Source organism: Pacificimonas flava, assembly GCF_000342165.1.
GTDB classification, from domain to species: Bacteria; Pseudomonadota; Alphaproteobacteria; order Sphingomonadales; family Sphingomonadaceae; genus Pacificimonas; species Pacificimonas flava.
On sequence record NZ_AMRV01000001.1, the window covers coordinates 238281 to 261128 of the forward strand.

Consider the following 22848-nt stretch of genomic DNA (forward strand, 5'->3'; position numbering starts at 1 on the left):
ATGTCTTACCTGCGATGGGTCAGGGGGTCTTGAGGTAGTCGAGCCGCTGCATGTCGCGCATCGTCTCTCCGGCAAAGCGGTCGGGGACGGGCGCGGTTCCGATTGCCCACGCCATGATGTCCACGTCGTTTTCTTCCAGCAGCGTCTCGTACCAGAGGATCGCGTCCTCATCCCAGTCATTCACATGCCGGTCGCAGAAGCCGCCGATCAGGATGTCGGCCTCCTTCGTACCGCGATGCCAGGCGCGGAATCTTAGACGGCGGCGGCGGGCCGCAAGCGGGTCTTCGTCATTGGACGCTGGGGTGTTAGTCACGCTGCCGAGCTACGCATGAGACCCGATCTACTCAACCCTCTGTTTGCATCCGTGCAAAGCATCGACGGCGTCGGACCGCGCCTTGCCAAGCAGCTTGGCAAGCTGGGGATCGAGCGCCTTCTCGACCTCGTCTATCACCTGCCGGCCTATGCCGTGCCGCGGCGGCGCGTCGCCGAAATCGCCGACGCTGCCGAGGGCGAGACGGTAACCGTGGCGCTGACGGCGCAGCGCGTGCAGCAGGGAAGCGGACGCCGCCCGACGCGGATCATGACGACGGATTCCGGCGGTGGCGGGGCGGCGCTCGTTTTCTTTCACGACCGGGGGGGCTATGCGGCGCGGCAATTGCCGATCGGCGAAGCGCGAATCGTATCCGGAAAGGTCGAGCGCTATGGCGGCGAGGCGCAGATCGTTCACCCGGACTATATCGTTGCGCCCAGCAGCGGCGATGACATCCCCGATCGCGAGCCGGTTTATGGGCTGACCGAGGGGCTGACCAACAAGCGCCTGCGCCAGCTCGTTCGAACCGCGCTGGAAAGCGTCCCCGACCTTCCCGAATGGATCGAGGGCAGCATGCGAAGGCGAGAGGGCTGGGCTGCCTGGCGCCAGTCCCTGCTCGACATGCACGACTGCACCGACACGGGCGCGCGCGAGCGACTCGCCTATGACGAACTCCTCGCCAACCAGGTGACGATGCTGCTGATTCGTGAAAGCTCCCGCCGCCGGAGGGGCCGGCCGCTAAACGGAGACGGTGCCCTTCTCGAGCGGCTGCGCAGTGCGCTTCCGTACCGCTTTACCGGCGCGCAGGAACGCTCGATCGCTGAAATCCTCGGGGATTTGGGTGCGGAGCGGCCGATGCTGCGGCTGCTGCAGGGCGATGTCGGCTCCGGCAAGACCGCCGTGGCTCTGGCCGCGATGCTGCGCGCGGTGGAAGCGGGGGCGCAGGCGGCGCTGCTCGCGCCAACCGAAATCCTCGCCCGTCAACACCTTGCAAGCCTGGACGAGATGCTGTTCGGCATGAATGTTCGCACCGCCATTCTGACCGGCCGGGAAACCGGCGCGGCGCGCAGCCGCACGCTTGCGGAACTGGCGAGCGGCGCCATCGACATTCTGGTCGGAACGCATGCGATCTTTCAGGATGCCGTCACCTATCACGACCTTGGCCTCGTTATCATCGACGAACAGCACCGCTTCGGCGTGAACCAGCGTAAGATGCTCACCGAGAAGGGACGGCGGGCGCCGCACGTCCTCGTCATGACCGCAACCCCAATTCCCCGCAGCCTGACGCTGACCCAGTTCGGCGAGATGGACGAATCGCGCATCGACGAGATGCCGCCGGGACGCGAGCCGGTGGAGACGCTGGTTCTGAGCCGCGAACGGCTGGAGGAGGTCGTCGGCAGCGTATCGCGTCTGCTCGAAAGCGGCGGCAGGGCCTATTGGGTCTGCCCGCTTGTCGAGGAAAGCGAGGCGGAGGGCGATGTGGCGGCGGCCGAAACGCGCGCCGAAATCCTGAAAAAAGCCCTCGGCGCGGAACGGGTTGGCCTCGTCCACGGGCGCATGAAGGGCGAGGAAAAGGACCGCGTCATGGCGGCCTTTGCAGCGGGGCGGCTGCAGGTGCTGGTCGCGACGACGGTGATCGAGGTCGGCGTCAACGTGCCGGAGGCGACCCTGATGGTCGTCGAGCAGGCCGAGCGCTTCGGTCTGGCGCAGCTTCATCAGCTACGCGGGCGTGTGGGGCGCGGGGGCGGGCGATCGGTCTGCATGTTGCTGCGAAGCGCTGAGATCAGCGAAACCGCACGTGAGCGGCTGAAGCTGATGCGGTCCACGAATGACGGCTTTGCCATTGCCGATCGGGACCTGGAACTGCGCGGGGGCGGTGAAATCTTGGGTACGCGGCAATCGGGGGAGGCCGGCTACCGCGTCGCGCGTCCGGAAGATACCGCCCGCCTCGCCGAGCCGGCCCGCGACGATGCACGTCTGTTCCTGGAGCAGGAGGGCGGCTTTGAGGGCTCCAAGCGGGCAGACGCCATGCGGACGCTACTCTATTTGTTCGAGCGGGATAGCGCGCTTGGCCTGCTGAAGGCGGGCTAGCGGACCGCGCACAGGCGCCGTCCGCCGCCCCGATCAAGCTTGGGTCAGGACGATTCCATGACGCTTTTTGCCGGCGGATATGCGTGCCTCCGGCGCGGGGACGGCGGCGCCTTCGTCCGCAACGGCCTCTCCATCGATACGCGCGCCGCCGCCCTTGATAAGGCGGCGGGCCTCCCCGTTCGATTTCGCGAACCCCAACAGGGTCAGGGCCTCGACGATCGTTATCGGTGCGGCGACCGTTACGCTTGGAAGGTCTTCGCCCGCTCCGCCGCCAAACGTCGACTGCGCCGTCTCCTGCGCGGTGCGGGCAGCATCGCGGCCGCGGCACAACGTCGTCGCCTCGTTCGCGAGGATTTCCTTTGCGGCATTGATCTCCGCGCCCTCCAGCGCCTCGAGCCTGGCGATCTCGTCCAGGGGCAAGTCGGTGAACAGGCGCAGGAAGCGGCCGACATCGGCATCCTGTGTGTTCCGCCAGAATTGCCAATAGTCGTAACTGGGCAGCATCTCCTCGTTCAGCCAGACGGCACCCGCCATGGTCTTGCCCATCTTGCCGCCGTCAGCCGTCGTGATCAGCGGGGTCGTCACGCCGTACACCTCTTGGCCATCCACGCGCCGCGCCAGTTCGATGCCGTTGACGATATTGCCCCACTGATCGGAGCCGCCCATTTGCAGCCGGCAGTCCAGCCGGCGCGACAGCTCCAGGAAGTCATAGGCCTGCAGGATCATGTAGTTGAATTCGAGGAAGCTGAGCGACTGTTCGCGGTCCAGACGCAGCTTCACGGAATCGAAGCTGAGCATGCGATTGATTGAGAAATGCTGCCCGATATCCCGCAGGAACGGAATATATTCCAGGGCATCCAGCCAGTCGGCATTGTCCACCATCACGGCATCGGTCGGCCCGTCGCCGAACGTCAGGAACCTTTCGAACACGGTTCGGATCGAGGCGACATTGGCGCCGATCGTCTCTGCCGTCATCAGCCGGCGGGCCTCGTCCTTGAAACTGGGGTCGCCGATCTTGCCTGTTCCGCCGCCCATCAGCACGATGGGCTTGTGCCCCGCCTGTTGCAGGCGGCGCAGCATCATGATCTGCACAAGGCTGCCGACATGCAGCGAAGGGGCGGTCGGATCGAAGCCGATATAGCCGGGCACGACGGCACTGGCGGCGCGGGCGTCGAGCCCCTCCGCATCGGTTAGCTGGTGGATGTAGCCGCGCTTGTCGAGCACGCGTAGTAGATCGGATTTGTAATCTGTCATGGCCGCCGGGCGCATAGCATGGAGATATTCGTATGAGTAGCCGCCTCTACCGGGCCGTGGGCCTGATGTCCGGCACGTCGATGGACGGGATCGATGCTGCGCTGATCGAAACGGACGGGGAGGGGCATATTCGCTTCCTCGACTTTGCGAGCCGGCCCTATGACGACGCGTTCCGTGCCGATCTGCGCGCCGCCGTGCTGAAGGGCGCCGCCGCCATGGAGAGACAGATGGACGACGATTTGCGCGCGGTTTCGCGGCGTCTGACGATCCTGCATGCCGAGGTAGCCGGGACCATCGCAAAGGGAGCTGATGTCGTCGGCTTTCACGGCCATACGATCGGTCACCGGCCCGACCGGGGCTGGACATGGCAGATCGGCGACGGCGCACTTCTGGCGCAGCTTCTGCGAATCGAGGTCGTGGATGATTTCCGCGGACCGGACGTCGCGGCCGGCGGGCAGGGGGCGCCGCTTCTTCCCGCCTATCATCGCGCCCTTGGCAGCGGTCTCGAGCGGCCGTTCGGCGTCCTTAACCTCGGTGGTGTCGGGAACCTGACCTGGATCGGCGGGGGGGACGAGATTGTCGCCTTCGATACCGGGCCGGCCAATGCGTTGATCGACGACTGGCTGCACGAACAGCGCGGGCTCTCTTTCGACGAGAACGGTGCGCTGGCCTCGGCGGGCGACGTTCACGAAGAGGTGCTGCAATCGATGCTGGACCTGCCATGGTTCGATCAGGCGCCGCCCAAATCGCTCGACCGCCAGGATTTCGGCATTGAACCCGTAAGAGCGCTGAACGCCGAAGATGGCGCGGCGACCCTGACAGCCTTCACCGCGGAAACGGTTCGGCTGGCGCTTTCACATGTTTCAAGCCGGCCGCAACGGCTCCTGGTGACGGGCGGCGGTCGCCACAACCCCGTGCTGATGCGCATGATCACGGAGCGGACTGGCATCGCGGCGGAGCCCGTCGAGGCCGCCGGTTGGCGCGGTGATAGTATGGAGGCGGAAGGTTTCGCGTGGTTCGCTGTTCGAAAGCTGCGAGGTCTGCCCACCAGCTTCCCCGAAATCAGTGGACCGCGGCAGCCAGTTGTTGGCGGCACACTTCACGTGCCGTCCTAATAGCGCGGCCTAAACAGCTATAAACACGAAGTTCAGTAGGAAAGGTCGTTCTTCACGCGCATATCAACATAACCATTAATGCGAGCCATCAATTCATCCCGTTCGTTCTCGAAGAAGTGATTGGCCCCGTCCATCACTTGGTGCTCGATCGTGATGTGCTTCTGGGTCTTCAGCTTGTCGACCAGCTTCTGGACACCGGCAGGTGTCACCACCTCGTCGGCGCCGCCGTTGATGATGAGGCCGGACGAGGGGCAGGGGGCGAGAAAGCCGAAATCATAAAGGTTCGCCGGCGGCGCGACGGAAATGAACCCGCGGATTTCCGGGCGGCGCATCAGAAGCTGCATGCCGATCAAGGCTCCGAAGCTGAAGCCGGCGACGAAAGTGAACGGCGCCTCCGGATTGAACTGCTGCACCCAGTCAAGGGCGCTGGCGGCATCCGACAGTTCGCCGATTCCGTTATCGAATTCACCCTGGCTGCGGCCGACGCCGCGAAAGTTGAAGCGCAACGTCGCGAAGCCGCGCTTCTGGAAGAGATTGTAGAGCGCCAGCGTGATTCCCTCGTTCATCGTGCCATTGCTGCCCGGATGGGGATGCAGGATGATGGCGATCGGCACGCGCGGTGCACGGCCCGGCGAATAACGGCCTTCCAGACGACCTTCGGGACCGGGAATGATGACTTCGGGCATAGGGACGATATTTCCAAGAGACTGGCGGGATTCGCACGGGGCAGGCGCGTGCCTATATAGGACCCGCATGGCTTTCCTCAATATAAACGCGCCCCCGGGTCGAGGCTGCCTCGACGGTAGCGCTGCACGGGCTTTCTGGGTGCCGGGTGGAAAGCACGTCCGAGGACTGGCAGAGCACGCGGGCAAATGACGATGCGTATTTATCTGGACTGGAACGCGACGGCCCCCATGCGCGGCGCCGCCGTCGAAGCCATTGCCGAGGAAAGCCGCCGCTGGGCGAACCCCTCCTCCGTTCACGGTGAGGGGCGGAGTGCCAAGGGACGTCTGGAGCGAGCTCGGGAAAGCTTGGCGGCGGCGTTCGGGACAATGCCGTCGCAGTTGATCTTCACGAGCGGTGGGACCGAAGCCCTGGCGTTGGCCTTGCAAGGGACAATGATGCCGCGGATCCTGGTGTCGGCCGTCGAACACTCCGCGGTTCTGGAGGCGGCACCTGGGGCGCAGATCCTTCCCGTGGATTCCGACGGACGACTGTGCCTGAACGCCTTGCAGGATGCGTTGAAGGAGGGCCCGGCGCTGGTCGCCCTGATGCATGCGAACAATGAGACCGGCGTCTTGCAGCCTGTGGAGGAGGTGGTCGATCTTGTTCGGGCGTGCGGCGGACTGACTCTTGTGGACGCCGTTCAGACGGCGGGCAAGATGCGCCTGCCGTCTGCCGATTTCGTCGCAATTTCAGCCCACAAGATAGGCGGACCGCCGGGTGCCGGGATGCTTGTCGCCCGCTGCGCAGATCAGCTCGAGGCGGTGCAGAAGGGCGGGGGCCAGGAGAGGGGGCTGCGGGGCGGTACCGAGAACCTGCCGGGCATTGCCGGCTTCGCTGCAGCAGCCGAAGCTTACGACATGGAGTGGCTCGCTGCCGCCGCCAAGCGCCATCGCCGGCTTGAGGATGCCGTGAAGGCGGCGGGCGGAACCATCGTCGGGGAGCGAGCGCAGCGCCTTCAGAATGTCAGCATGATCCGCATGCCGGGCGTATCGGCGGCGTCGCAGCTCATGGTGCTCGACCTTGCCGGCTTCGCCCTATCGAGCGGTTCGGCATGCTCATCTGGCAAGGTCGGCGCCAGCCATGTGCTGGCCGCGATGGGAATGGATGCACCCGCTGCCGGAGAGGCGGTGCGCGTGTCGAGCGGCTGGCTGACCGAAGACGAGGATGTGGAGCGTTTCGCCGAGGCATGGGTTCGGCTGGCCGAACAAAGGCGCGCGGCATGAGTATTTATCTCGATTACCAGGCGACGACGCCGCTCGATCCTGTCGTAGCCGACGCCATGGCGCCCTATTGGGAGGATCAGTACGGAAACCCGCACTCGCAGCACCGCCATGGCTGGCAGGCCGCCGCGGGATTCGACAAGGCGCGAACGGCGGTCGCCGCCCTCGTCGGCGCGCCAGCGGCGTGGACCATCTTCACCTCCGGCGCGACCGAGGCAAACAATCTCGCGCTGAAGGGCGCGATGCAGGCGGCGCCTCCGGGTCGGCGACGTCTCGTTACCGTTGCGACAGAGCATAGCTGCGTTCTGGAAAGCGCACGATGGCTGGAACAGCAGGGATTCGAGTTGACGGTTCTGAATGTCGAGCCGTCCGGGCTTCTCGACATGGAGGCGCTCGATTCTGCTCTTGCCGACGATGTCGCGCTCGTGTCCGTAATGGCCGTCAACAATGAGATCGGCGTCATACAGCCGCTGGCGGAGATTGGCCGGCGGGTGCGAAATGCGGGCGCGCTCTTCCATTCCGACGCTGCACAGGCCTTCGGCAAAATGCCATTGGACGTGGAGGCCATGAGCCTCGATCTCTTGAGTGTGTCGGGGCACAAGATTTACGGGCCGAAGGGAATCGGCGCACTTCTTCTCAGGCCCGGCACGCGCCTGGCGCCGCAAATGCATGGGGGCGGGCAGGAAGGTGACGGGCTTCGATCCGGCACGTTGGCGCCTGCGCTCATTGCGGGACTTGGCCGCGCGGCCGAACAAGCGGCGTCGCTCATGGCAGAGGATTCGCGACAGGCGCGTAATTTTTTCGATTTGATGCTTTCGCTGCTGCCGAAGCCTTTTCAAGTGAACGGCGACACCGAAAGGCGCTTGCATGCCAATCTCAACGTGACGTTCCCGGGAATCGACAGCGCGCGTCTGCTGATGGATGCCCGGCGCCTCTCCATCTCGTCCGGGGCTGCATGTGCGGGTTCTGCCGGGCGAAAGAGCCATGTGCTTGCGGCGCTCGGCCTCTCGGACGCTGAGATGCGGGGCACGTTGCGCATGGGATGGGGGCGTTTCACGGTGGAGGCGGATATTCGGGAGGCGGCGAGCATGATTGCCGATGCGGTATCTCGGCAAAGGCAGGTGGCGGCATGACGCAGGTCCGCTTCTTCGACGCCGATGGTCGTCTTGACCGCGTTGCGGACGCGCAGCCGGGAGAGCGACTGCTCGATGTCGCGCAGCACCACGATCAGCCGCTGGAGGGTACCTGCGAGGGTCAGATGGCGTGTTCCACGTGCCATGTGATCGTTCAAGCGGTGACAGGTATGCCGCTGCCGCCGCCGAGCGAAGAGGAAGACGATCTTCTGGATTTCGCTTATGGCGCCGTCCGCGAATCGCGGCTCGCATGTCAGATTCTTCTGAACGATGACATACAGGCGATCGATATCCGCATGCCCGGCGGCAGCGTCGATGCCTCAAGATAAAGAACTATATTATCATGACGATATGAGCAATCGCTGCGAAAAGATGAGAGGTTTTCACAACGCTCGATTTTCACCGGATTGCGGCTCCGGAAGAGTTGAAAGCGCGGCCGCTGACGTTTAGGGGCGCAGGCATGCAGAACAAACTCGGAACGCTTTGGTTGGTCGGAGCCGGCAATATGGGCGGCGCGCTACTGCGTCGCTGGATCAAGTCCGGAATCTTCGATCGTTGTGTCATTATCGATCCGGCCGAGACGCCGCCGCCGGAGGGGGCGGAACGCCGCGAATCCATTCAGGCGGCCGACGGAACGCCGGACTATGTCGTCATGGCGGTGAAGCCGCATATTGCGAAGGCGGCGGCAAAGGGACTGGCCGAACGGCTTTCGGACGATACGGTGACGATCTCCGTCATGGCCGGCGCATCACTTGGAACCCTGAAATCGCTCGTGAAGAAGGGGCGCCATGTGCGCGCCATGCCGAATACGCCAACGCAGATCGGCAAGGGCGTGACCGGGCTCTATTCCGACGATCTCGACGATAGCGGCAAGACGAAGGTAGCCTCGATCTTTGAGGCCACCGGCGATGCCCACTGGCTGGACGCGGAAAGCGATTTCGATGCGCTGACCGCCGTGTCCGGTTCGGGGCCGGCCTATGTGTTTCGCATGGTGGAGGCGCTGTCCGCCGCTGGTGAGTGGGCTGGTCTCGACGCCGAGCTGGCCCGCCGCCTGGCGCGTCAGACGATCATCGGTGCGGGCGCGCTGCTTCAGGAGGATGAGAGAACCGCTGGCGAGCTTCGCCGTGCCGTGACAAGTCCCGGCGGCACGACCGAGGCAGGACTCGAGGCTCTCGATGAGGAGCCGGGTCTGCCGGCGATCATGCGCAATGTCGTTCGCGCCGCCTCGCAGCGCTCCCGTGAACTGGGTCAGGAAAACGAGGGCTGAAGGTCGCCACGCACTGCCTGTCAGGCGGCGGGTTTGCCCGGAATGGCATCTCGCCGCCGGTCGGCAGGAAGAAGAGAGGCAAGAACGGTCCAGAAGCCGCTGACGGCCTCCTGCCCGGCGGCGGCATAGGCGGCCGCCATGCGCTGGCGGAGGCGTTCGAACAGTTCGTGTTCGAAGCGTAGCCCCGCATCCGTGAGGGTGAGGAGCCGCTGGCGACGATCGTGCATGCCCGGCGTGATCTCGAGCAGCCCCTCCCGCTGGAGATCCTTCAGGACGCGGCTGAGCGACTGCTTCGTAATCCGCAAGAGACGAAGCAGGTCGCCGACACTGAGGCCCGGGCGCTGCGCTATGAAGTAGAGCGCGCGGTGGTGCGCACGGCCGAAGACCGTATCCACGAGCAGCGAATCGGCCTCCCCAACCAGATCCGAATAACCGAAGTACAAAAGCTCGATGCCTCGCCTGACTTCCGGTTCGCGTAGGAAAAGCGGCGATGCGGGTGGGGGAAGGTCAGACATGCTGCCCTTCTATTGCCTGCCTCTTTCCTTTTCGGCAAGGAGTCGGCACGTACACGCATTCATGATCAATGGCCGAATCCGGCCCCGCTCAGGGAGGTTGTTTCCGTTATGAGTACCGCGCCCAGCGAACCGTTGCCCGAACCCACCTACGACGACCGTGACGGCTGGATCTGGTTCGACGGGAAGCTCGTCGAGTGGCGCAAGGCGAATATCCATATTCTCACCCATGCCATGCACTATGCCTCGTCCGTGTTCGAGGGTCAGCGCGCCTATGGCGGGAATGTTTTCAAGCTCGAAGAGCACAATCAGCGGCTGATCGACAGTGCGAGGATTCTCGGTTTCGATCTTCCATGGCGGCGTGAAGAAATCGATCAGGCTTGTCGTGATGTCATTGAAAAGAACGGCCTGACCGATTGTTACCAGCGTCCGATTGCCTGGCGCGGAAGCGAGCAGATGGGGGTGGCCGCACAGAAAACGAAGCCGCACCTTGCAATCGCAGTCTGGGAATGGGGCGCCTATTTCGGTGAGGAGGCGATCAGGAAAGGCCTGCGCCTCGATATCTCTCGCTGGCGGCGCCCCGCGCCCTATACCGCGCCGACGAACGCAAAGGCGGCCGGTCTCTACATGATCTGCACCATGGCGAAGCATCATGCCGCTGATCGTGGCTATGGCGATGCACTGATGCTGGATTGGCGCGGCCAGGTGGCAGAGGCGACCGGAGCGAACGTGTTCTTCCTGAAAGAGGGAAAGCTGCATACGCCGACGCCGGACTGTTTCCTGGACGGCATTACCCGGCGCACCGTGATGGATCTGGCACGTGCGAAAGGGATCGACATTGTCGAACGCGCCATCTGGCCGGAGGAGCTGGAAGGCTTCGAGCAATGTTTCCTGACGGGAACGGCTGCCGAGGTAACACCCGTTGCCGAGATCGGCCCCTGGTCGTTCGAGGTGGGAGAGGTCGCGCTCGGCCTCCGCAAGGACTATCTGGATTTGGTCAACGGCCGCCGGGCCAATAGCTGAGATTGCAAAGAGCAATGAGCTTTCCCATCGACGGTACCACGCGTGTCGCGGTCATCGGTCTCGGTTATGTCGGTCTGCCTCTGGCAGTCGCGCTTGCAAAATCCTTCGATACGATTGGTATCGATATCAAGCCGGAGCGGATCGCGGAGCTTCGTAACGGCGAAGACAGCACGCACGAGATCGAACCGGAGCGGTTGAAGACAAGCAGTCTGAAGCTGTCGAGCGATATCGCGGATGCGGCGGACAGCGATATCTTCATCGTGACCGTGCCTACGCCGGTCGACAAGGCCAACCAACCGGACCTTGGACCGGTGCGCGGTGCGACCCGTGCGGTCGCGAGCGTTCTGAAGCCCCGCGAACGTCCTCCGCTGATCATCTACGAAAGCACGGTCTATCCCGGTGTGACGGAAGACGTTTGCGGCCCTATTCTGGAGGAACTTTCCGGACTTAGCCGTGGCAAGGACTTCTTCCTCGGTTACTCGCCGGAGCGCATCAATCCCGGTGACAAGGTTCACACGGTGGACAAGATCACGCGGGTCGTCGCCGGCGAAACGCCGGCGGTGACCGACGCCATGTCCCGGCTTTACGGTTCCATCACCAGTGGCGGAACGTTCGAAGCCGCGAGTATCAAGGCCGCCGAGGCTGCCAAGGTGATCGAGAACGCCCAGCGCGACATCAACATCGCTTTCATGAATGAAATCGCGCAGATCTTCAATCTGGATGGGATCAGCGTCTACGACGTGCTTGCGGCTGCCGAAACGAAATGGAACTTCCTGAAATTCTCCCCGGGGCTGGTCGGGGGGCACTGTATCGGCGTCGACCCCTATTATCTGAGTTATAAGGCGCAGCAGCTCGGCCATCTGCCACGCGTCGTGCTGGCCGGACGGTCGATCAACGACGGCATGGGAGCGTTCGTCGCCGACCGTGTGCACGATTATCTGCAGCGCGCCGCCAAAGTCCTCGTTCTGGGGTTGACGTTCAAGGAGGGCGTACCCGACCTGCGCAATTCAAAGGTGGTGGACGTCGTCAATCGCCTGCAATGGCTGGGTCACGACGTCACGATACATGACCCGCTTGCCCGCGCGGCGGAGGCCGAGGAAGAGTACGGGCTCTCCATCGACACCGATGCCCTGTCACCGGAACGGAGATATGATGCGGTGGTGCTGGCCGTGCCGCATCCTCACTATGTCGACATGAGCGGGGACGCGCTTGGCGCACTGGTGGCCCCGGGCGGTGTATTCGCGGATATCAAGGGCGTCTGGCGCGGCCGTGCCATCGCCGGGGACCCGCACCGCTGGCAGCTTTGACGTTTCGTCAGATGCGGCCGCTCAGGCGGTAATAGGCAAGGCCGGCATATTCGTGCAGGGCGTAGCTCGCGGTTTCGAGGTTTGCCAGAATGTTCAGGGGCCACACATCGCCGCCCGTTCGGTAGTCGACGGGGAAGGGAACCGCTTCGACGCCCGCCGCGGCCGCGCAGGCCATCGCGCGCGGCATGTGGAAGGCGGAGGTGACGAGCAGGGTCGTCCCGCTCGCTCCCGAATCTGCGTACCCTGAAAGATTGCCGCACGTATCTGGCGTTTGGGTGATTTCACTGATCCGCTCGTCTGCAATGCCGGCGGCTCGCCAGAGGCGGCGCGTTTCCCCCGTATCGCTGATTCTGTGCGGGAGCGCTCCATAACCCGCGATCCATAAGCGCGATTCCGGTATTTGCCTGGCGAGCACGACGCTGCGGATGACGCGGTCGCCAGCCTCCCTCAGCTCCAGCATGCCGGAACGCTTCGTTGCCGCCGATCGCTCGCCACCCGCCAGGACGAGGATGTTATCATAACCAGTGAGCGTGCGAGGCTGCTGATACTGTCCTTCCAGAGACTGCATGAGCAGGCGGGGCAGGGGGCTGAGGCCGAGCAGCAGAAACAGGGTGACCGCGCCGCCCAATGCCCAGCGCGCTGCCGGAATTTTCGATCCGAACAGGAACGCGAGCCCCAGACAGGCCAGCCAGAGCGGCCAGACGGCCGGACCAGCGACGTTCCAGAGCAGATAGTTCACGAAAGGCCGTGATAACCCTTGAACCATTCGACGAAGCGCGGGATTCCCTCTTCGATTGTCGTCGTGGGTCGGTAACCCAGGTCGTCGGCGATCGCATTGATATCCGCATAGGTTGCGCGGACGTCCCCCGGCTGCATCGGCAGCAGATTGCGCTCCGCCTTCCGCCCTATGGCATTTTCAAGCACGTCGATCATATGGCCAAGTTCTTCGGAACGGTTATTGCCGATATTGTAGAGCCGGTGGGGCTTCGTCGATCCGCCGGCCTTCGGTTTGCCGTCATCGGCCGGCGGCGTATCGAGACAGGCGACCACTCCCGATACGATATCGTCGATGTAGGTGAAATCACGCTGCATGTTCCCCTCACCGAACACATCGATCGGTTCGCCCGCAAGAATGGCCTTGGTGAACAGCCACATCGCCATATCCGGGCGACCCCACGGCCCGTACACCGTAAAGAACCGCAGCCCCGTTTGCGGGATACGATAGAGATGCGCGTAGGTTTCGCTCATCAATTCGTCAGCCTTCTTCGTCGCCGCATAAAGCGACACTGGCTGATCGACGCGGTCGTCAACGGAGAAGGGGAGCTTCGTGTTGCCGCCATACACGGAGGAGGAAGAGGCGTAGACGACATTGTCGACGCTGTCCGAATGACGCGCATATTCGAGAATGTTCAGGTGCCCGACGAGGTTTGACTGAAGATACGCATGCGGATGCGTCAGCGAATAGCGCACGCCCGCCTGCGCGCCGAGGTGCGCGATACGCTGGATCCGGTGGGGACGCAGTGCTTCGACAAGTTCGGATTGATCGGCGAAATCCGCTTTGACGAAGCGGAAATTGCCATGCTTTTCCTGCAGGCTGCGGATGCGCGCATCCTTTAGAGCGACATCGTAATAGTCGTTCAGGTTATCGAATCCGACGACGTCCTCACCGCGCGCCAGCAGCCGGTCGGCGAGATGATAACCAATGAAACCTGCACTGCCGGTGATTAGGGTGGTCGTCATTACTGCTCCGCTTTGCTATTTGCGACTGCGGCTAGCTGCACGCTGTCGATCTCGCAAGGGTGTTGGAAGCTTATCCGCCCGCGCTATCCTGTATTTGCCGATGTATTCCGAATGGACGCGCAGGGTCGGCATGACAGGGCAGGTCGAGCAAGAGCCGCGACTTGCATTTGCCGCCGATCTTGTTAGCTCCCTGCCGTCCGCGGCCGCGAAACGGTCATTGCGGCTCTTGGGGCGTAGCCAAGCGGTAAGGCACCGGTTTTTGGTACCGGCATGCGCAGGTTCGAATCCTGCCGCCCCAGCCACGACTTAGCGGAATCTTTCTGCCTTCGTTGACAGATTTTCCGCAGCATTTTTCAAGGAACGGGTTGAGCGGCCTTCAAGGCAATTGCGTTTGGCATCAAGAAGAGCCGCTTGCGCATGCCTTCATGGTCGGTGGCTGTCGCAGACCGCCGTGCAGAGGATCGGCAGATCATTTTTGGGCGGCCTGGCTCCGATACTCGGCCGGAGCCAGGCAGGATCTACCCAGTGGCTCCCCCGCTTGGGGGGGCGTCATTACATGCCCGGTTTCAGGACCACTTTCGTCCACTCATCCTGATTGTCCTTGAAGTTCTTGTAGCCGTGCGGCGCCTGCTCAAGCGGGAGGCGGTGGGATATCAGCCAGGTCGTGTCGATCTCACCGGCCTGAATTTTTTCCATCAGCGGCTTCAGGTAGTGTTGCACATGGGTTTGCCCGGTCTTCATCGTCAGCCCCTTTTCCATGAAGGCGCCGATCGGAAACTTGTCGGTCATGCCGCCATAGACCCCGGGCATCGAGACGCGGCCGCCCTTGCGCACGGAAAGGATCGCCTGTTTCAACGCGGCGGTTCTGTCGGCGCCCATGCCAACCGTCTGCTTCACCGTGTCGATCATATTGTCCACCGCAAAGCCGTGCGCTTCCATCCCGACAGCGTCGATGACGGCATCCGGTCCGATGCCGCCGGTCATCTCCATGAGCGCCTCACGCACGTCGGTTCTGTGGAAATCGATGACCTCCGCGCCGACCTGCTTTGCGAGCTCCAGTCTGTGCGGGTGGTGATCGATCGCAATAACGCGCGCGGCGCCCATGATCTTCGCTGACTGGGCGGCGAACAGTCCGACGGGGCCACAACCCCAGACGGCGACGATATCGCCCTCCTCGATGTCGGCATTCTCCGCCCCCATCCAGCCGGTCGGCAGAATGTCGGACAGGAACAAGACCTGATCGTCGTCCATCCCGTCCGGTACAACGATCGGGCCGACGTTCGAAAAGGGAATGCGGGCATATTCCGCCTGGCCGCCGGCATAACCGCCGGTCATGTGCGAATAGCCGAACAGACCCGCCATCGCGTGGCCATAAAGCTTTTCCGACATGTCCTGCTTGTCCGCCGGATTGGAATTGTCGCAGGCGGAATATTGCGTCTTTTTGCAGAAAAAGCATTCACCGCAGGAAATCGTGAAGGGGACAACGACTCGCTGTCCTTTTTCCAAGGTTGAGTCAGGTCCCGTTTCGACCACTTCCCCCATCATCTCGTGACCCAGTATGTCGCCGGGCAGCAAGGACGGGATGACGGCGTCGTAAAGGTGAAGGTCCGAGCCGCATATCGCCGTGGAGGTCACCTTGATGATGGCATCCTTCGGGTTGACGATTTCGGGGTCGGGAACCGTGTCCACGCGAACGTCGTGCTTTCCGTGCCAGGTCAGTGCGCGCATGATCAGTCCTCCTCACCGGAGCGGCGGTGCGCCGAGTTCGCGATCTCGCCGGTCTCCATCAACATCTTGAATCGTTTCAGGTCGTGCCGCGCCTGCACCTCGGGCTCCTTGCGAAAGGCCTTGGCAATAATCCGGCCGAGTTCGCCGAAGGGCGGCTTGTAGGCTATAACCAGCGTCACCTTCGTCCCGCGGCCACCGACATCCTCGAATTCGACGCGGCCCTCGGTCTCAATGTCGGAGCCTTCCACCGATCGCCAAGCGATGACGCGGTCTTTCTCCTCTCTGACGATGCGCGTTTCCACATCTACCGTGCGCCCGGCCGGGGCTTTGATCGTCCAGACGGCCGTGCCGGCGGCGCCCGTCGGCTGTACGCTTTCAATATTCTCCATGAACCGCCCAAGGTTCTGGAAATCGAGCCAGAACGCGTAAAGCTCGTGCCGCGGACGGTTGATCGTCACGCTGTTTCCGCTGACGTCGTATTTGCCGAAACGGGAGGAATAGGTGGTCCGCCCTGGGGCATCGTCGTGGGGACGGTTCTGGCGCATACGCCGGGCCGCTGCCGGACCGCCAAAGGCCGCCGCAGCCGCGACCGCGCCAATGGCAGGCAGGCCGATCCATAATTTCCGCTTTGTGTCATTGTCCATGAAGGACCTCCAGTCGAGAGTGGAGATGGTGCGATGTTCGTTTCGCGAACTGTCTTGGCAACCGACGCTCGGGCGCGGCAGTTCCCGAAAAAGACGGCACCGCACAAAGAAATGCACTGTCCGGCTTTGCAGACATTCCCTGCTCTTTACATAGGTTTACTCGGAGCATCGGCGTGATCTTCCATCACTCCGGCTCCGCCATCTTACGGTGCTGGCCCGCCAACAGGCTGTCGGGCGTCAGATGGGAAAGCGCCGCCTGTGCCTTGTTCTTCGCGCCGGACACGACGTGCGCCGAACCCTTCATCAACGCGTCCCAACCGTTCTGCGCGGTTTTGGCTGGGTCCTCTTTGCTGTCATCCTTGCCGACCGGCGTATCCAGCATGTTCGCACGGGCGAAGAAGGGCGTGTCGGTCGGACCAGGCATCAGAAGGGTGATATGGACGCCGCTGTCCTTCAACTCGTCACGTAGCGCATAGGCGAAGCTATCCAGATAGGCCTTCGTTCCGTTGTAGACGGCCTGGAAGCTGCCGGGGATCAGCCCGGCGATGGAGCCGGTGATCAGGATCCGTCCTTCGCCGCGTTCCGACATGCGCTGCGCCATCTTCTGCAGCAGATAGGTGGTGCCGGTGATGTTCGTGTCGATGACACGGCGCCACTCCGCCGGGTTCTGCTCGACGAATGCATGGCCGAGGCCGCGTCCCGCATTGGCGATCAGGATATCCACTGGCCGCCCGCCGATTGCGGTAAGCAGCGCGTCATTTCCTTCGAAGGTGGAAAGGTCCGCCTCGACGCCCAACGCGGCGCCATCACCGGCGCCGAGGCGGCCGGCCACCTCCACGATGTTCGGCTCGTCGGCCGCCAGTAGGAGGTCGTAGCCCTCGCGGGCTGCGATCTTCGCCAGTTCGAAGCCAATTCCGGTTGAGGCGCCCGTGATAACCGCAAGTTTTTTGCTCATGCTCTTACTCCGTTCTGTTTCCCCGCTTCTTCCTGGTGGTATGGCCGGCCGCCGCGAACCGATCGTCAAGCCTCCGTCTCAACCCCCTGTGCCAACGAAGAAGAGGACCGCGGGAACAATCAAAAGCAGGACGCCGGCGATCAGGATGAGCGCACCATCGCGGGTGAGGAGACCGGCAGAGGCAAGGGCGATGACCGCCGATGCCAGCGAACCCGACGTCGGAACGATCTCCATGAAGGGCATGACAAGCGTCAGTCCCAGGATGAGAAACTGAAGAACCAGGATCCACGGCTTTTTGAGCAGCCATGTGAAGCGGGGTCGGAGGAATTTTTCGACCCAGCTCACTGGTTTGCGGATCCATGCGATTCCCTTGCAAACTTTGTCCCGCGCCATTCGCCGTCGCATTACGAAGGGCGGCAACCAGACATGATCGCGGCCGGCAATCATCTGCACTGTCAGAATGAAGACGATGACCGCGACGATCGCCGTGATTCCGGGAATGGCGCTGGCCGGTGAGGTGGAGATGAGGGAGAAGACCAGCATCAGGGATGCGAACGAGCTTTCTCCCATCCGCTCCACCACGTCCTCGACAGCGATGCTTTCGCCCGAGACGGACGCCTCAAGCTCCTCCAGGATCTCGCTCAGGGCGTTCGAGGTTTCATCTTTCATACGTGCCTCACTTCACGTCCAAAGACGTTCGCTATGAGGCGAATGTTCCCTCAACCGGCCGGTCAGCAAGGCGGACGGATGCGAGCGCTTGCGTGCGCAGATTGCGTTCCCGTCATCCCCAGGTTCCCGCAGTCCCGCTCCAAGAAGGTCCGAGTTTTAACTCGGGTCATTATCCTATGTATCCTAGAATATCTGAAACGCATCCAGACAGTTACGAGTTCTTAGGAATACCAAAAATGCACATGGGAGAATAGATATGGCTAATGGCTACGGCTATGGCAGCAGAAGTCGCTCGCGCTACACTGACGAGCGACATCCGGATGAACGCAGCGCCTTTGAACGGGGGGCGGACGAAGTTCGGTCCTGGTTCGGTGACGATGCCGCAGAGCAACGGCGCCGGCGTGACAAGGCCCATGATCCCGACACCTGGCATGCGGAAACGTCCAGCCTGAGCGAAGACCGCTTTGGCGGCAGAAACCGGAGATCCGGAGCGTATGATGAAGGCTACGCCCGCGATTATGACACGACGCGCGACCGGTCCGGTCGTGGCGGCCGCGGGTCCGATTTTGGACGTGGCGATTATTCTGGCGGCAGCGCCGGTTTCTCCTCGGGCGGCTGGGGCGGTTCCGGAAGGAGCGGCGCCGGAATGGCGGCCGCCGGCTTCGGCGGCGCCAGTGGCTTCGGCCCTGCCGGCGACCGCGACCGCCGCGATGAATGGAGTGATTTCGGAACGGAATCGGATGAGTTCGGCGGCTACTCCCGCGGTGGAGCCGGTCGTTCGGCACGCGGCGGGCATTATGGACGCGGTCCGAAGAACGACACGCGCTCGAAAGAGCGTCTGCATGATCGGGTCTGCGAACAGCTACATGATGACGACGAGTTGGACGCACGGGAAATCGAGGTCTCGACGGACGAGAATGGCGAAGTGACCCTGACGGGAACCGTCAACGATCGCTGGGAGAAGCGGCAAGCCGAAGACTGCGCCTATCGCGTACGCGGCGCGCGGCATGTCCAGAACAATCTGCAAGTCCAAGCGCGTGGCGAGGACCAGCAGAGCCAAACGAGCATTTCACCCTTGAACGAGTAACCACCTGGCCAGCCAGCCTGAAAGGGCTGGCTGGCCCTTCCTTAAAGCCGATTCGACCAGAGGACGCCTGGAGTGCGTCGGACCCGCTCTGCCGCAGGCTCACCCCCCCCGGGATTATATCAGCACCTCAAAGTCCGAATGGATAAGTGTCCGGAACGCCTTCGGGATGATGTTCCGGTGTAAGCGGCGTAATGGCCGCCGTCTCATCGAACCAGACATAGCCATCGAACTGCTGGGGCAAGATCGCCCGCGAATAGTGGCTCTGCCTCTCTGTTTCGGGGCGATAGATCACGCCGATAAAGCGTTCTAGTCTGGGCTCGTTCAGTCGGCGACGCAGCGCCTCATGCCGTCCCTCGCTGAGATCGAGCAGGAAGCGCGATCGGCCGCTGTCGTGACAAACGCGCTCATAGCTGTCGGGACGCGAAGGACGAACGGCCTTGGTCTCCATTTCGCCGTCCCAGTCGGTGGCGGCGGCGACCGTGCCCGTATGCGTACCAAAGCCAAGAAGTGCGGCCTCGTCTCCCCACTGCTCGCGGCACAGTTGACCAATATTGTGCTCGCCGCGGACGTTGCCCATGTCGGTCGCGCGGGCATCGCCGATATGGGAATTATGGGCCCAGACGATAGCCTTCGCTTCCGGCCCTTTCGACGCCAGCAGGTTTTCCAGCGTTTCGAACATGTGAGTGTCGCGCAGATTCCAGCTTTCTGCGCCGCCATAATACATGATCCGATAATAGCGCTCCGCCGAGGCGATCAGACGCGCATTCTGCGCCGCATCCAGAAAGCTTTCTCCGTCCTGCCCCTCATAATCGAGTTGCTTTTGGAGGATGGCGCGGCACTGCTCGACGACCGCCTGCTCGCATTTCCGATATTGCGAGGTCAGGACTGCACGGCCGTAGACAGCCGGGTCGTTCTGCCACGGCGTCAAACAGCCATAGCGCTCGCGGGCAACGGCGGCGGCTTCTTGATCGACCTCATCCAGATAATCGAGGACTGCCGAAATGGAGCCACGCATATTGTACATGTCCAGCCCGTAGAAGCCTGCTCGCCGGTCGCTGTCCAGGCCGGCATTGTGCGCGCGCATCCACGCCGTCAGGTCGGCAATATCGGTATTGCGCCACATCCAGGAGGGGAAGCGCTCAAATGGCGGTCCGTCAAAAGGGCCTGGTGGTCGGTGACGGACGTAGCGATCAATCTGCGCGGCATCCGGCCAGTCGGCCTCCACGGCGACAATGGAAAAACCATGATGTTCGATCAGATGCCGCGTGATGGCCGCGCGTGCGGCATAGAATTCATGGGTTCCGTGGCTTGCCTCCCCCAACAAGACCACACGCTTGTCCGCCCAGCGGTCGAACATCTTCCCAAAAGCCGGATCGTCGAAGTCCGGTAGTGGCTCGGCGGCGTCTGCGACGAGTTCGGAAAGGGAGCGCTGGCCTGAGGCCGTAGGTTTGTGATTGCTGGCTGAGCGGCTGCCGTTCTCAACCCACCCTTCTTCGCCGATCAAGGGTACGAACGTGACTGCGCCAAGGTCTTCCTCCTCGAACTTGTCCTGTCCGGTTCGCGTGACCTTGGTCAGCATCTGCGGACGATCGCCGACCGGCATGACGAGTCGGCCGCCGATGGCAAGCTGCGCCCGCAGCGAGTCAGGAATTTTGGGACCCCCCGCTGCCACGAGAATGGCATCGAATGGAGCCGCTTCGGGACGGCCTTTCGTTCCGTCGCCGACGTGAACATGCACCTGCTGATAGCCCAGCCGGTGAAGGCGCTGCCGGGCCAGTTCCGCCAGACGTTCCTGTCGCTCGATCGCGTGGACCTCGCCGGCTATGCGGCCGATGACGGCAGCCGCATAGCCGGAGCCGGCACCCACTTCCAGCACACGGTTGCCCGGCCGGATTTCTGCCGCTTCGACCATCCTCGCGACGATATAGGGCTGGGAAATCGTCTGCTTCTCTTCGATGGGCAGCGGCGAGTCCTCATATGCGAACTCGGCCATGTCTTCCGACACGAACGCCTCTCGGGGGACGTCACGCATGGCATCCAGCACAGAAGGGTCACTAATACCGCGTCGCTGAAGCTGCTGCTCCACCATGCGCTGGCGGCGTGCTTTGTAATCGGTCATTTGTGCCTCCTCCCAAGAGAGCGAAGAGCGCTCGGCCGCTGCGTGTTGGCTGGCGTCGCTCCGTTTCAACCCTGGTCGAACAGGGCTCGCAGTTCATCCTTGGCCTGTTCCAGCGTTTTGCGCCGGGATGCGGACAAATTGTCTCCCGCGCGATTGACATAGAAGGTGAGCATGCTCATCGCCGATTGCAGGGGCGTGCCCTTGCGACGCTTGCTCTGCTCGGCCGAACGTTTGAGCGAGCGGGCGATCTCCTTGGGATCGTCCTTGCTGAACACCCCCTCTTCCAGATCGAGTGCATCTGAATGTTCGGTCGCCTCCTGAGACCACTTCCCGGTCATGAGCCAGGCCCCGCAAACCGAAGCAAGAAAACGAGAACGACGATCCCCACGAGTCCGGCGATGAAAATCATGCGCCGCCGCCTCGAACGCAGTATGATCTCGCCGCCGCGCGCATCGCGCCCCGAAACCACCCGGTGCTTGCTTCTGGTTCGCGCCATCAGGACGTCTTTCGCTAAGTTCGCTTGTGCCGCAGAGCTGGTGCTGCGGTTGAACAGCCCGCCAGCTTGCCAAGACTTGGTAAAGAGACGTTTGGGGAAAGAGCGGGGTTCCCCGCCGATCCGGCCCGACCCTCCCGTGACTGGCGTCGAGATCATCATTGCGGGGGAGCCATGGGCGCCGCACACCGTTGTAACGACTATGCCGATCCCACGCCTCGCGACACCGGACAGCACATTTGCCTTCTTTCGTGAAGGATATGGCTTCATCGGCAAGCATTGCCGCGAACTTCGCGCCGATGCTTTTCGCACAAGGCTGGTGCTGCGGCCCGTAACCTGCCTGATGGGCGAGGACGCCGCGCGCCTGTTCTATGACGGAGTGCATTTCGACCGCCGCGGCGCCATGCCGCCAACGACGCTGCGGCTGTTGCAGGACAAGGGCAGCGTCCAGCAACTCGAAGGGGATCGTCATCACCTGCGCAAGGCGTTGTTCCTTGATCTGCTGACGGGGGCGGAGGTTGAGCGGATCGTTGCCCTGTTCGAGGAGCGGTGGCGCGCAGAGGTGCCTGTTTGGCGGCGCCAGGGGCGCATCGCCTTGCACGCCGCGATGATGCGCTTGCTGTGCGATGTCGTCTGCGGTTGGGCCGGTGTTCCCGTTCCCGGCAAGGCGCTTCAGCGTCGTACGCAGGAAATGGCCGCAATGATCGGCGCCGCAGGCTCGATCGGTCCCAGCGTCTTGCGAGCGCTCATGCTGCGCCGCCGCGCAGAGAGATGGGCACGAGCGGCTGTGCAAGCGTCGCGCCAGCGCGGGGGCGACAATACTCCTGTCGACCGGATCGCGCAGTTCCGCGATGCCGATGGCCGCTTGCTCGATCCGGATAGCGCGGCGGTAGAGCTCCTGAACCTCGTGCGGCCCACGGTCGCCGTGGCGCGCTTCATCACCTTCGCTGCCTGCGCGTTGCACACATATCCAGAGACAGCCTTCTGGCTGGACGAAGACGCAGGGACATGCCTGCCGTTCTTCGTCGACGAAGTGCGCCGCTTCTATCCGTTCTTTCCGGTAATCGGCGGACGCGTGCGGCAGGACTTCGTCTGGCAGGAGCATGCCTTCAACCACGGCGACTGGGTGCTACTGGGGCTTCATGCCACCAATCACGATCCCCGGCTCTGGGACGATCCTGAACGTTTCCGCCCGGACCGGTTCGCCGGTCGGGAGACGACCGGCAATGCTCTGGCGCCGCAGGGGGCGGGCGACCACGCCGTCGACCACCGCTGCCCCGGCGAATGGTTCACTCGGGCCTTGATCGGCAAGGCCGTAATGCTGCTCGGCCGGCTTGATTATCGTGTTCCCAAGCAGGATCTGACGATTCCCCAGAACCGCTTTCCGACGCTGCCGCGCAGCGGTTTCGTCCTCGAGGTCGTTTAGAACGATCGGCGGGTCGAACGGGCGGGCAT

The 22848-nt window shown here is 62.9% G+C and carries 22 protein-coding genes and 1 tRNA gene; 11 read left to right on the forward strand and 12 right to left on the reverse strand.

The window, feature by feature from the left end:
* Positions 1-19: 19 nt before the first annotated feature.
* On the reverse strand, positions 20-313 hold the full coding sequence (locus tag C725_RS01135) for an FAD assembly factor SdhE (RefSeq protein WP_008599613.1): 294 nt from the start codon (positions 311-313) through the stop codon (positions 20-22).
* Positions 314-328: 15 nt separating this feature from the next.
* Here C725_RS01135 and recG point away from each other — a divergent pair, with 15 nt between their 5' ends.
* The gene (gene recG, locus C725_RS01140) at positions 329-2401 is read left to right on the forward strand and encodes an ATP-dependent DNA helicase RecG (protein ID WP_038280983.1); all 2073 of its coding nucleotides are present in this window, start codon (positions 329-331) and stop codon (positions 2399-2401) included.
* 33 nt (positions 2402-2434) lie between these two features.
* Here the strand turns inward: recG and tyrS are convergent, their stop codons facing one another.
* Positions 2435-3655, reverse strand: coding sequence for a tyrosine--tRNA ligase (tyrS, locus tag C725_RS01145; protein ID WP_038281197.1), 1221 nt, complete (start codon positions 3653-3655; stop codon positions 2435-2437).
* A 32-nt stretch (positions 3656-3687) separates the two neighbouring features.
* On the opposite strand from tyrS, the gene C725_RS01150 reads away from it, so the two are divergent.
* Positions 3688-4770 (forward strand): anhydro-N-acetylmuramic acid kinase, encoded by a 1083-nt coding sequence (locus C725_RS01150; RefSeq protein ID WP_008599617.1) that lies wholly within the window; start codon positions 3688-3690, stop codon positions 4768-4770.
* Between the two features lie 32 nt (positions 4771-4802).
* Here C725_RS01150 and C725_RS01155 read toward each other — a convergent pair whose 3' ends face one another.
* On the reverse strand, positions 4803-5456 hold the full coding sequence (locus C725_RS01155; protein ID WP_008599619.1) for an alpha/beta hydrolase: 654 nt from the start codon (positions 5454-5456) through the stop codon (positions 4803-4805).
* Positions 5457-5642: 186 nt separating this feature from the next.
* Here C725_RS01155 and C725_RS01160 point away from each other — a divergent pair, with 186 nt between their 5' ends.
* The 4 genes from C725_RS01160 (at position 5643) to proC (ending at position 9116) form a co-directional block, all read left to right on the forward strand.
* On the forward strand, positions 5643-6719 hold the full coding sequence (locus C725_RS01160; protein WP_008599620.1) for a cysteine desulfurase family protein: 1077 nt from the start codon (positions 5643-5645) through the stop codon (positions 6717-6719).
* The gene (locus C725_RS01165; RefSeq protein WP_008599621.1) at positions 6716-7849 is read left to right on the forward strand and encodes a cysteine desulfurase family protein; all 1134 of its coding nucleotides are present in this window, start codon (positions 6716-6718) and stop codon (positions 7847-7849) included. Before C725_RS01160 ends, C725_RS01165 begins: the two co-directional genes overlap by 4 nt.
* Positions 7846-8178, forward strand: coding sequence for a 2Fe-2S iron-sulfur cluster-binding protein (locus tag C725_RS01170; protein WP_008599623.1), 333 nt, complete (start codon positions 7846-7848; stop codon positions 8176-8178). Before C725_RS01165 ends, C725_RS01170 begins: the two co-directional genes overlap by 4 nt.
* A 131-nt stretch (positions 8179-8309) precedes the next feature.
* Entirely contained in the window at positions 8310-9116 is an 807-nt protein-coding gene (gene proC, locus C725_RS01175) for a pyrroline-5-carboxylate reductase (RefSeq protein WP_008599624.1), read from the forward strand.
* Between the two features lie 20 nt (positions 9117-9136).
* Here the strand turns inward: proC and C725_RS01180 are convergent, their stop codons facing one another.
* The gene (locus C725_RS01180; RefSeq protein WP_008599625.1) at positions 9137-9631 is read right to left on the reverse strand and encodes a MarR family winged helix-turn-helix transcriptional regulator; all 495 of its coding nucleotides are present in this window, start codon (positions 9629-9631) and stop codon (positions 9137-9139) included.
* 108 nt (positions 9632-9739) lie between these two features.
* Between C725_RS01180 and C725_RS01185 the strand changes: the two genes are divergently transcribed.
* Positions 9740-10651 carry a branched-chain amino acid aminotransferase gene (locus tag C725_RS01185; protein WP_008599626.1) on the forward strand — a complete coding sequence of 304 codons (912 nt, stop codon included), beginning with the start codon at positions 9740-9742 and terminating at the stop codon, positions 10649-10651.
* A 14-nt stretch (positions 10652-10665) separates the two neighbouring features.
* Complete coding sequence (locus C725_RS01190) at positions 10666-11958, forward strand: nucleotide sugar dehydrogenase (RefSeq protein WP_008599627.1); 1293 nt, start codon at positions 10666-10668, stop codon at positions 11956-11958.
* A 7-nt stretch (positions 11959-11965) separates the two neighbouring features.
* Here the strand turns inward: C725_RS01190 and C725_RS01195 are convergent, their stop codons facing one another.
* Positions 11966-12697: a YdcF family protein gene (locus C725_RS01195; RefSeq protein WP_008599628.1), complete on the reverse strand. Its 732-nt coding sequence runs from the start codon at positions 12695-12697 to the stop codon at positions 11966-11968.
* Positions 12694-13698, reverse strand: a complete 1005-nt coding sequence (locus C725_RS01200) for a GDP-mannose 4,6-dehydratase (protein ID WP_008599629.1) — start codon at positions 13696-13698, stop codon at positions 12694-12696. Before C725_RS01200 ends, C725_RS01195 begins: the two co-directional genes overlap by 4 nt.
* A 227-nt stretch (positions 13699-13925) precedes the next feature.
* Here C725_RS01200 and C725_RS01205 point away from each other — a divergent pair.
* A tRNA-Gln gene (locus tag C725_RS01205) sits at positions 13926-14000 on the forward strand.
* Positions 14001-14250: 250 nt separating this feature from the next.
* Here the strand turns inward: C725_RS01205 and C725_RS01210 are convergent.
* The 4 genes from C725_RS01210 to C725_RS01225 all read right to left on the reverse strand — a co-directional run bounded on the left by C725_RS01210 (position 14251) and on the right by C725_RS01225 (position 17694).
* Positions 14251-15426, reverse strand: a complete 1176-nt coding sequence (locus tag C725_RS01210; RefSeq protein WP_008599630.1) for a zinc-dependent alcohol dehydrogenase — start codon at positions 15424-15426, stop codon at positions 14251-14253.
* A 2-nt stretch (positions 15427-15428) separates the two neighbouring features.
* Positions 15429-16070, reverse strand: a complete 642-nt coding sequence (locus C725_RS01215; RefSeq protein ID WP_008599631.1) for an SRPBCC family protein — start codon at positions 16068-16070, stop codon at positions 15429-15431.
* Between the two features lie 184 nt (positions 16071-16254).
* The gene (locus C725_RS01220; protein ID WP_008599633.1) at positions 16255-17025 is read right to left on the reverse strand and encodes an SDR family NAD(P)-dependent oxidoreductase; all 771 of its coding nucleotides are present in this window, start codon (positions 17023-17025) and stop codon (positions 16255-16257) included.
* Between the two features lie 78 nt (positions 17026-17103).
* Positions 17104-17694 carry an exopolysaccharide biosynthesis protein gene (locus C725_RS01225; protein ID WP_008599634.1) on the reverse strand — a complete coding sequence of 197 codons (591 nt, stop codon included), beginning with the start codon at positions 17692-17694 and terminating at the stop codon, positions 17104-17106.
* A 256-nt stretch (positions 17695-17950) separates the two neighbouring features.
* Between C725_RS01225 and C725_RS15105 the strand changes: the two genes are divergently transcribed.
* The gene (locus C725_RS15105) at positions 17951-18781 is read left to right on the forward strand and encodes a BON domain-containing protein (protein ID WP_051051176.1); all 831 of its coding nucleotides are present in this window, start codon (positions 17951-17953) and stop codon (positions 18779-18781) included.
* 127 nt (positions 18782-18908) lie between these two features.
* On the opposite strand, the gene C725_RS01235 is transcribed toward C725_RS15105, so the two are convergent.
* Both C725_RS01235 and C725_RS01240 read right to left on the reverse strand, forming a co-directional pair.
* Positions 18909-20900: a protein-L-isoaspartate(D-aspartate) O-methyltransferase gene (locus C725_RS01235; RefSeq protein WP_008599636.1), complete on the reverse strand. Its 1992-nt coding sequence runs from the start codon at positions 20898-20900 to the stop codon at positions 18909-18911.
* Positions 20901-20965: 65 nt separating this feature from the next.
* Positions 20966-21238 carry a DUF3175 domain-containing protein gene (locus C725_RS01240; RefSeq protein WP_038280986.1) on the reverse strand — a complete coding sequence of 91 codons (273 nt, stop codon included), beginning with the start codon at positions 21236-21238 and terminating at the stop codon, positions 20966-20968.
* A 357-nt stretch (positions 21239-21595) separates the two neighbouring features.
* Between C725_RS01240 and C725_RS01250 the strand changes: the two genes are divergently transcribed.
* On the forward strand, positions 21596-22819 hold the full coding sequence (locus C725_RS01250; protein ID WP_008599639.1) for a cytochrome P450: 1224 nt from the start codon (positions 21596-21598) through the stop codon (positions 22817-22819).
* Positions 22820-22848: the final 29 nt, after the last annotated feature.

What these genes read in the sequence shown, in the direction of transcription:
- recG (WP_038280983.1), top strand. Translation starts at nt 329, where the DNA reads ATGAGACCCGATCTACTCAACCCTCTGTTTGCATCCGTGCAAAGCATC.
- C725_RS01200 (WP_008599629.1), bottom strand. Translation starts at nt 13,698, where the DNA reads ATGACGACCACCCTAATCACCGGCAGTGCAGGTTTCATTGGTTATCAT.
- C725_RS01150 (WP_008599617.1), top strand. Translation starts at nt 3,688, where the DNA reads ATGAGTAGCCGCCTCTACCGGGCCGTGGGCCTGATGTCCGGCACGTCG.
- C725_RS01235 (WP_008599636.1), bottom strand. Translation starts at nt 20,900, where the DNA reads ATGACCGATTACAAAGCACGCCGCCAGCGCATGGTGGAGCAGCAGCTT.
- C725_RS01210 (WP_008599630.1), bottom strand. Translation starts at nt 15,426, where the DNA reads ATGCGCGCACTGACCTGGCACGGAAAGCACGACGTTCGCGTGGACACG.
- C725_RS15105 (WP_051051176.1), top strand. Translation starts at nt 17,951, where the DNA reads ATGGCTAATGGCTACGGCTATGGCAGCAGAAGTCGCTCGCGCTACACT.
- C725_RS01220 (WP_008599633.1), bottom strand. Translation starts at nt 17,025, where the DNA reads ATGAGCAAAAAACTTGCGGTTATCACGGGCGCCTCAACCGGAATTGGC.
- C725_RS01240 (WP_038280986.1), bottom strand. Translation starts at nt 21,238, where the DNA reads ATGACCGGGAAGTGGTCTCAGGAGGCGACCGAACATTCAGATGCACTC.
- C725_RS01185 (WP_008599626.1), top strand. Translation starts at nt 9,740, where the DNA reads ATGAGTACCGCGCCCAGCGAACCGTTGCCCGAACCCACCTACGACGAC.
- C725_RS01170 (WP_008599623.1), top strand. Translation starts at nt 7,846, where the DNA reads ATGACGCAGGTCCGCTTCTTCGACGCCGATGGTCGTCTTGACCGCGTT.
- C725_RS01160 (WP_008599620.1), top strand. Translation starts at nt 5,643, where the DNA reads ATGACGATGCGTATTTATCTGGACTGGAACGCGACGGCCCCCATGCGC.
- tyrS (WP_038281197.1), bottom strand. Translation starts at nt 3,655, where the DNA reads ATGACAGATTACAAATCCGATCTACTACGCGTGCTCGACAAGCGCGGC.
- C725_RS01250 (WP_008599639.1), top strand. Translation starts at nt 21,596, where the DNA reads ATGCCGATCCCACGCCTCGCGACACCGGACAGCACATTTGCCTTCTTT.
- C725_RS01190 (WP_008599627.1), top strand. Translation starts at nt 10,666, where the DNA reads ATGAGCTTTCCCATCGACGGTACCACGCGTGTCGCGGTCATCGGTCTC.
- C725_RS01180 (WP_008599625.1), bottom strand. Translation starts at nt 9,631, where the DNA reads ATGTCTGACCTTCCCCCACCCGCATCGCCGCTTTTCCTACGCGAACCG.
- C725_RS01225 (WP_008599634.1), bottom strand. Translation starts at nt 17,694, where the DNA reads ATGAAAGATGAAACCTCGAACGCCCTGAGCGAGATCCTGGAGGAGCTT.
- C725_RS01165 (WP_008599621.1), top strand. Translation starts at nt 6,716, where the DNA reads ATGAGTATTTATCTCGATTACCAGGCGACGACGCCGCTCGATCCTGTC.
- C725_RS01155 (WP_008599619.1), bottom strand. Translation starts at nt 5,456, where the DNA reads ATGCCCGAAGTCATCATTCCCGGTCCCGAAGGTCGTCTGGAAGGCCGT.
- C725_RS01215 (WP_008599631.1), bottom strand. Translation starts at nt 16,070, where the DNA reads ATGGACAATGACACAAAGCGGAAATTATGGATCGGCCTGCCTGCCATT.
- proC (WP_008599624.1), top strand. Translation starts at nt 8,310, where the DNA reads ATGCAGAACAAACTCGGAACGCTTTGGTTGGTCGGAGCCGGCAATATG.